A 7,447-nucleotide genomic window follows, 5' to 3' on the forward strand; every position below is an offset into this window, starting at 1 on the left:
GGCGCCCGCCCCGGCCCCGGCCGCCGCCCCCGCGGCTCCGGCCGGCGGTGGCGACGGCGCGTACGTCACCCCGCTGGTGCGCAAGCTCGCCACCGAGCGCGGTGTGGACCTGTCGTCGGTCAAGGGCACCGGTGTCGGTGGCCGCATCCGCAAGCAGGACGTCATCGCCGCCGCCGAGGCCGCCCAGGCCCCGGCCCCGGCGCAGGCTCCGGCCGCCGCGGCCCCCAAGGCCGCCGCCGTCGAGGCGTCCCCGCTGCGCGGTCAGACCGTCAAGATGACCCGCATGCGCAAGGTCATCGGCGACAACATGATGAAGGCGCTGCACAGCCAGGCGCAGCTCACCAGCGTGGTCGAGGTGGACATCACCAAGCTCATGCGGATGCGCGCCAAGGCGAAGGACGCCTTCGCCCAGCGCGAGGGCGTGAAGCTGTCCCCGATGCCGTTCTTCGTCAAGGCGGCGGCCCAGGCGCTGAAGGCCCACCCGGTCATCAACGCCCGGATCAACGAGGACGAGGGCACGATCACCTACTTCGACTCCGAGAACATCGGGATCGCGGTGGACTCCGAGAAGGGTCTGATGACCCCGGTCATCAAGGGCGCGGGCGACCTCAACATCGCCGGCATCGCCAAGAAGACCGCGGAGCTGGCGGGCAAGGTCCGCACCAGCAAGATCAGCCCGGACGAGATGTCCGGCGCGACCTTCACGATCAGCAACACCGGCTCGCGCGGTGCGCTGTTCGACACGGTCATCGTGCCGCCGAACCAGGTCGCGATCCTGGGCATCGGCGCCACGGTCAAGCGCCCGGTCGTCATCAACCACCCGGAGCTCGGCGAGACCATCGCCGTGCGCGACATGACCTACCTGTCGCTCTCCTACGACCACCGTCTGGTGGACGGCGCCGACGCGGCCCGCTACCTGACCGCGGTCAAGGAGATCCTGGAGGCCGGCGAGTTCGAGGTCGACCTCGGCCTCTGAGGCCCCTGCGGCTCCTGAGGGCTCTCGGGCCCCCGCGAGCAGCGCCGTACGGCCGCGCCCCCGGCGCCGGGACTTCCCGGTACCGGGGGCGCGGCCGTTGTCGTACCCCCGCGCCATGATGGGCGCATGCGCGCGGCGAGGTTGATCAGAATGGTGCTGCTGCTCCAGGCCCGGCCGGCCATGACCGCGGCCGAGCTGGCGCGGGAGCTGGAGGTCTCGGAGCGCACGGTGGCCCGGGACGTGCTCGCCCTCTCGGAGGCGGGCGTGCCGGTGTACGCCGACCGGGGCCGGGCCGGCGGCTATCGGCTGGTCGGCGGATACCGCACCCGGCTCACCGGCCTGGGCCGCGCCGAGGCCGAGGCGCTGTTCCTGTCCGGGGTGCCGTCGGCGCTGCGCGAGATGGGGCTGGCGGACACCGCCTCGGCGGCCCGGCTGAAGGTGGCCGCGGCCCTGCTGCCGGAGCTGCGGGACGCGCCCTCGACCGCCGCGCAGCGCTTCCATCTGGACGCGCCCGGCTGGTGGCGGGAGGCGCCGACGCCCGCGCTGCTGCCGGCCGTCGCCGAGGCCGTCTGGGACGACCGCCCGCTGGCCGTCCGGTACCGCCGCGGCGAGCGCGAGGTGCGGCGGACGCTGGAGCCGTACGGGCTCGTGCTCAAGGCCGGCGTCTGGTATCTCGCCGCCCGGGTGGACGGCGCCTTCCGGGTGTACCGGGTGGACCGCTTCACCTCCGTGGCACCGGCCCCGACCCCGTCCCCGGCCCCCGGCGAGGGGGCGGGCGACGGCGGCGACGGGCGGTTCGCGCGCGACGAGGACTTCGATCTGCCGGCCTTCTGGGAGCGGCACGCGGCGGAGTTCGCCCGGTCCCTGCTGCGGGACGAGGTGGTGGTGCGGCTGACGCCGGCGGGGGCGGCCCAGCTGCCGCACGTCACCGACCGGGCCGCCGCCGAGGAGGCCCTCGCCGCGGCGGGCGGGCCCGACGCGGCGGGGCTGGTGACGGTCACGCTGCCCGTCGAGTCGCCGGAGGTGGCGTACGGGCAGGTGCTGGCGCTGGGGCCGGAGGCGGAGGTGCTCGGGCCGCCGGCGCTGCGCGAGCGGTTCACGGCGGCCGCGGCCCGGACGGCGGCGCTGTACGGGGTCGGCGGGGCGCCGGAGGGGCCGGCGCGGCCCCAGGCCGTGGGGCCCGTGGAATCGGGCGCCCGCCCGCCGTCCGCGGATCAGCGGTAGGCCGAGTCGTCCGCGTCCTTCCCCTCGAACTCCACCTCGCGCACATAGCGCCAGGCGTCCGGCCGGGTACCGTCGGCGTCGGTGAAGCCGTACTCCCGGGCGAGCTGCCCGGTGGAGAGCGACTGCCCGTTCCAGCGGGCCACCCCGGGGTCGGAGGCCAGCGCGACGACGGCGCGGCCGATGTAGACGGGCGACTCGGCGATGGCGAAGCTGCTCAGCTTCGCCACCCCGTCGCGCCAGTTCTCCTCGGTGACCCCCATGTAGTCGAGCATCTGCTCGGACCGCAGGAAGCCGGGGGTGAGGGAGACCGCGGTGCAGCCCCGCTCCTTCAGCTCCTGCCCCAGGCCGAAGGCCATGCGGATCGGGGCGTTCTTGGTGAGGTCGTAGTAGAGGTTCTCCCGGTAGTGGTCGCGGTTGTGCTCCCAGATGCCGTCCGTCACCTCGATGAGCAGTCCGCCGGGCCGGCGGGTCAGCAGGGGCAGCGCGAAGTGGCTGGTGACGAGGTGGGTCTCGACGCCCAGCCGCAGCATGCGCAGCCCCTGGTCCAGCGGGACCTCCCACATGGCCGGGCGGGCGCCGAAGTCGACCAGGTGTTCGCCGCCCCAGATGTCGTTGATCAGGACGTCCAGCCGGCCGCGCTCGCGGTCTACGCGCTCCACCAGGGCCCGTACCTGGTCCGGCACCAGGTGGTCGGTGGGCACGGCGATGCCCTCGCCGCCGGCCGCCGTGACCAGTTCCGCCGTCTCCTCGATGGTCTCCGTCGGCCGGCCCACCTCGCTGACCCGGTCGCGGGTGGTCCGGCCGGTGGCGTAGACCGTCGCGCCCGCGGCCCCCAGCGCCACGGCCATGGCCCGTCCGGCGCCCCGCGTCGCCCCCGCGACCAGGGCCACCGTGCCCGCCAGGGGGCGCTCCCGGTCCGTCGGGGAGCCGCCCCGCCCGGTGCCGTACGCACTGCCGTGCTCACTCACGAGTACGTCCTTTCCATGGGGTTCGGGATCTGACCCGACCGAGGCTGGCACCCAATCCCGACACCTTCTGTCGCCATTTCCCGGCTTTCCTCGCTCTCCCGTCGCCGGGGCGGGCGCGGCGGCCCCGGGCGACCCTCCGGTAACGACACAGCCGCATCTGGGCCGCTCCACGTGCGGCGCGGGGCCGAACACCCGATGCTGTTCCCGTGATGATGGACGAGACGGAGTTCTGGGAGATCGTCGACAGCACCCGCGAGGCCGCCGACGGGGATGCCGAGGACCACGCCGATCTGCTGGTGGAACGGCTGCTCCAGCTGGAGCCCGACGCCGTGCTGGACTTCGCCCGGCACTTCGAGTCCCGCTACAACCGGGCTTACCGCTGGGACCTGTGGGGCGCGGCCTGGGTGCTGCTCGACGGCGCCGACGACGACGCGTTCGACTTCTTCCGCTGCTGGCTGATCGGCCAGGGCCGGGAGATCTTCGAGGGCGCCCTGCACGACCCGGACGACCTCGCGGAGCTCCTCGACGACTTCGACGCGGAGGTCGACGGCGACGCGGAGGACCTCGGCTACGCGGCGGACGAGGCGTACGAGCAGCTCACCGGCGCGGAGCTGCCGGACCTCGGCCTGCCGCCGCAGCCCAAGGAGCCGCTGGGCACGCTCCTGGACCTGGAGGACGAGGAGGCCCTGCGGGAGCGCTTCTTCCGCCTGTGGGAGCGCTTCCGCGCCTGAGCCAGTTCTCTTCACGTCGGCGCGTGTCGTTCCGCTTCCGGGGGCGCCGCGGGCGGCGGGTGCGCGCGCTCCCGGGCGCCGGGCGGGGCAGGATGGACCCATGCGCGTCAGCATCACCGGTGCCACGGGGCTGATCGGCTCCGCCCTCGTACGCTCCCTGCGAGCGGACGGCCACGAGGTCGTCCGGCTGGTGCGGCGCGCGCCGCGCGGGCCCGACGAGGCGCGGTGGGACCCGGGGCGCGGCCGGGTCGACGCGGCCGGCCTCGCCGGCAGCGACGCCGTCGTCCACCTGGCCGGGGCGGCCATCGGCGGCCACCGCTGGACCGACGCCTACAAGCGGGAGATCCGCGACAGCCGCGTGCTGGGCACGGCCGCCGTGGCCGAGGCCGTGGCCTCGCTGGACACCCCGCCGCGGGTGCTGGTGAGCGGCAGCGCGATCGGGATCTACGGCGACGCGGGCGACCGCGTGCTGGACGAGGACGCCCCGCCGGGCGACGGCTTCCTCGCCCGCGTCTGCGAGGAGTGGGAGGAGGCCGCGGCGCCGGCCGTCGAGGCGGGCGTACGGACCGCCTTCGCCAGGACCGGGCTGGTGGTGGCGCGCGGCGGCGGGGCGTGGGGGCGGCTGTTCCCGCTCTTCCGGCTCGGCCTCGGCGGGCCGCTCGGCAGCGGCGACCAGTACTGGAGCTTCATCTCCCTGGCCGACGAGGTGGCCGCGCTGCGGCACGTCATCGACACGGCGGAGCTGGCCGGGCCGGTCAACCTCACCGCGCCCGAGCCGGTGACGAACCGCGAAGCGGCGCGGGCGATGGGCCGGGTGCTGCGGCGCCCGGCGCTGCTCCGGGTGCCGGCGCCGGCGCTGCGCCTCGCCCTGGGCGAGCTGGCCCAGGACGTCCTCGGCAGCCAACGCGCGCTCCCGGGCCGCCTCCTGGCCTCGGGCTTCACCTTCCGCCACGCCACGATCGACGCGGCACTCCGCGCGGCCCTGACCGCGTAGGCCGCCGGGCCGGGGCCCGGGCGTGGGGATTCCGGCGCCCCGCCTCAGAGCCTGATCAGGACCACGCCCGCGCTGAATCCGCTGGCCACGCCGAGCAGCGCGACGGTGTCACCGGGCTCGACACGGTCGCTCTCCAGGGCGGTGACCAGTTGCAGCGGCAGCGAGGCGGACGCGGTGTTCCCGTGGTCGACGACGGTCGGCAGGCAGCTGTCGGCCGGCAGGCCCAGTGCCTGGATCGTCTCCCGGTACTGCGGGGCCGTGGTCTGGTTGAAGGCGATGAAGGAGCTGCGGCGCACGGCGTCCAGCGTCTCACCGGTGCGGGTGAGGACCCGCGGCAGGAGGCCGAGCGCGACGTCGCGCAGGAGGTCACCGTCGATCCTGAGGTAGGTGGCCTCCATGTCGGTCGGGCGGGCGTGCAGGGTTCCGCCCGCTTCGATCGTGCAGGCGTTCCAGGCGGTGGATTCGGCGCCGAAGAGCGTGGTGAGGACGCCGGGTCCGTCCGCGGTGGCCGGGCCCGCGGTGAGCAGGAGCGCGGCGCCGGCGTCGGAGGCCGTGTAGCCGAGCACGGCCCGCAGGAACGCGTCGTGGCTGGGCACCTCCCAGCGGGTGGCGAGGGTGGGCGCCTCGCCGCAGGTGATGAGCACGGTGCGGTAGCGGCCGGTCTCGATGAACGCGGCGGCGATCTCGATGCCGTTGAGGACGCTGTTGCAGGCGTTCTTGACGTCGAACACCGGGCAGGTGGCGCCGAGCTTCGCGGCGACGATGTGCGCGGTGGCCGGTTCGATGAGGTCCTGGCTGCAGGCGGTGAACAGCAGCAGGTCGACGTCGGCGACGTCGCGTCCGGCGGCCGCCAGGGCCTTGGTCGCGGCGCTGGCGGCGAGGTCCGAGGCCTGTTCGCGTTCGCCCTTCTCGTGCACCCCCCGTACGCCGGTGAGGTCTTCGAGCAGCCCCGCCGGAGGCACGAAGGCGCTGCCGGAGCGGGCGATGCGCTCCCGGGTCTCGCCCATGGTCCGGTATGCGGGGGGCAGGTGGACCGCGGTCGCAACCAGCCGGGCACGCGGGGCAGTCGGCACCTTGCCACCGTAGAAGGCCGACCGGGCGCAGGGGTCCGTTCCTCGCCAGGGCACCCGAAGGGCTGATGAGGGGAATCGATGGACGAATAGCTACTTGTCGGCTTATGGGGCACGTCTTATGGAAGGCACGGGCGGTAGGGGGCGGTGTGCATGGGTGCGGACGAGCGGGCGGTCGCCATCGTGGGGGTCGGGTGTCGCTTCCCCGGTGGGCTGTCGAACCTGGCGGAGCTGTGGGAGGCCCTGTCGCACGGCCGGGACCTGGTCGGCGAGGTGCCCGAGGACCGGTTCGACCGGGACCGCTGGGTGGACCCCGGGCCGGCGCGGCCCGGCCTGAGCTGTACGGCGGCGGGCGGGTTCCTCCCCGACGTGGCCGGCTTCGACGCCGAGTACTTCGGCATCGCCCCCGTGGAGGCCGCCTGCATGGACCCGCAGCAGCGCCTGCTGCTCGAACTGGCCGTGGAGGCGCTCGACGACGCCGGGATTCCGGCGCGGTCGCTGGCCGGTTCGGCCACCCCGGTCTTCGTGGGGGTCTCCGACGCCTCCTACGCGCGGTTGCAGGGGCGGCTGCCCGACCGGCAGACGCCGTACACCGCCAGCGGCGGCGCCCTGTCGATCGTGGCCAACCGCCTGTCGTACGTCCTCGATCTGCGGGGCCCGAGCATGGCCGTCGACACGGCCTGCTCGTCCTCCCTGGTGGCGCTGGACCGCGCCTGCCGCGCCCTCCTGGAGGAGGGGGGCCGCGTCGCGATCGCCGGGGGCGTCAACGTCCTGACGGGCCCCGAGGGGTTCGTCTCCTTCTCCGCCGCGTCGATGCTGTCGCGGCGCGGCCGGTGCGCCGCGTTCTCCGCCGAGGCGGACGGCTTCGTCCGGGCCGAGGGCGGCGGCGTGGTGGTCCTGAAGCGGCTGGCCGACGCGGTGGCCGACGGGGACCGGGTGCACGCGGTGATCGCGGGAACGGGCAGCAACTGCGACGGCCGCACGGTGGGACTGGCGATGCCCAGCTCGGAAGCGCAGGAGGCACTGCTCCGCGCGGTGTACGGCCGGGCCGGGGTGGACCCCGACGACCTGGTGTACTTCGAGGCGCACGGCACGGGGACGCCCGTGGGGGACCCGGCGGAGGCGGAGGCCGTCGGGCGGGCGCTCGGGCGGCACCGCACGGGCGGGCCGTTGCCGATCGGCTCGGTGAAGTCCAACCTGGGCCACCTGGAGCCGGCGTCCGGAATGGCGGGGCTGTGCAAGGCGCTGCTCGTCCTGCGGCACGGCCGCGCCCCCGCGACCCTGCACGCGCGGCCCCTCAACCCCGCCATCGACTTCGCGGGCCTGGGCCTGTCCCCCACGGTCGAACCCGCGAGTCTGCGCCTGCACGAGCGGGCCGCCGTCGGGGTCAACTCCTTCGGCTTCGGCGGCGCCAACGCCCACGCCGTCCTCACGGTGCCGCCCGAGCGCCCGCCCGACGGCCTCCGCCTCCGCCGGGTCCCCCA

Annotated in this window: 7 protein-coding genes; 5 read left to right on the forward strand and 2 right to left on the reverse strand. The window is 75.0% G+C overall.

Annotated features, from left to right (window positions below):
• Together sucB and ACSNOD_RS26020 are read left to right on the forward strand one after the other, a co-directional pair.
• Window positions 1–976 (forward strand): 2-oxoglutarate dehydrogenase, E2 component, dihydrolipoamide succinyltransferase (sucB, locus tag ACSNOD_RS26015; protein WP_436769491.1); only part of this gene is annotated, 976 nt, incomplete at its 5' end.
• A 126-nt stretch (window positions 977–1,102) separates the two neighbouring features.
• Window positions 1,103–2,200 (forward strand): helix-turn-helix transcriptional regulator, encoded by a 1,098-nt coding sequence (locus ACSNOD_RS26020; RefSeq protein ID WP_436769492.1) that lies wholly within the window; start codon window positions 1,103–1,105, stop codon window positions 2,198–2,200.
• Here the strand turns inward: ACSNOD_RS26020 and ACSNOD_RS26025 are convergent.
• On the reverse strand, window positions 2,191–3,168 hold the full coding sequence (locus tag ACSNOD_RS26025) for an SDR family oxidoreductase (protein ID WP_436769493.1): 978 nt from the start codon (window positions 3,166–3,168) through the stop codon (window positions 2,191–2,193). The two genes, ACSNOD_RS26020 and ACSNOD_RS26025, sit on opposite strands and share 10 nt — an antisense overlap.
• Before the next feature lie 209 nt (window positions 3,169–3,377).
• Here ACSNOD_RS26025 and ACSNOD_RS26030 point away from each other — a divergent pair, with 209 nt between their 5' ends.
• Both ACSNOD_RS26030 and ACSNOD_RS26035 read left to right on the forward strand, forming a co-directional pair.
• Window positions 3,378–3,899: a DUF4240 domain-containing protein gene (locus ACSNOD_RS26030; protein ID WP_436769494.1), complete on the forward strand. Its 522-nt coding sequence runs from the start codon at window positions 3,378–3,380 to the stop codon at window positions 3,897–3,899.
• Window positions 3,900–3,999: 100 nt separating this feature from the next.
• On the forward strand, window positions 4,000–4,893 hold the full coding sequence (locus ACSNOD_RS26035) for a TIGR01777 family oxidoreductase (RefSeq protein WP_436769495.1): 894 nt from the start codon (window positions 4,000–4,002) through the stop codon (window positions 4,891–4,893).
• Between the two features lie 44 nt (window positions 4,894–4,937).
• Here the strand turns inward: ACSNOD_RS26035 and ACSNOD_RS26040 are convergent, their stop codons facing one another.
• Window positions 4,938–5,966, reverse strand: a complete 1,029-nt coding sequence (locus ACSNOD_RS26040; RefSeq protein WP_436769496.1) for a 3-oxoacyl-ACP synthase III family protein — start codon at window positions 5,964–5,966, stop codon at window positions 4,938–4,940.
• 150 nt (window positions 5,967–6,116) lie between these two features.
• Here ACSNOD_RS26040 and ACSNOD_RS26045 point away from each other — a divergent pair.
• A partial coding sequence (locus ACSNOD_RS26045) for a polyketide synthase (protein WP_436769497.1) occupies window positions 6,117–7,447 on the forward strand: 1,331 nt, incomplete at its 3' end.

This window comes from Streptomyces sp. URMC 123 (assembly GCF_051386515.1).
In the GTDB taxonomy this organism is placed as follows: domain Bacteria; phylum Actinomycetota; class Actinomycetes; order Streptomycetales; family Streptomycetaceae; genus Streptomyces.

What these genes read in the sequence shown, in the direction of transcription:
- ACSNOD_RS26035 (WP_436769495.1), top strand. Translation starts at nt 4,000, where the DNA reads ATGCGCGTCAGCATCACCGGTGCCACGGGGCTGATCGGCTCCGCCCTC.
- ACSNOD_RS26020 (WP_436769492.1), top strand. Translation starts at nt 1,103, where the DNA reads ATGCGCGCGGCGAGGTTGATCAGAATGGTGCTGCTGCTCCAGGCCCGG.
- ACSNOD_RS26030 (WP_436769494.1), top strand. Translation starts at nt 3,378, where the DNA reads ATGATGGACGAGACGGAGTTCTGGGAGATCGTCGACAGCACCCGCGAG.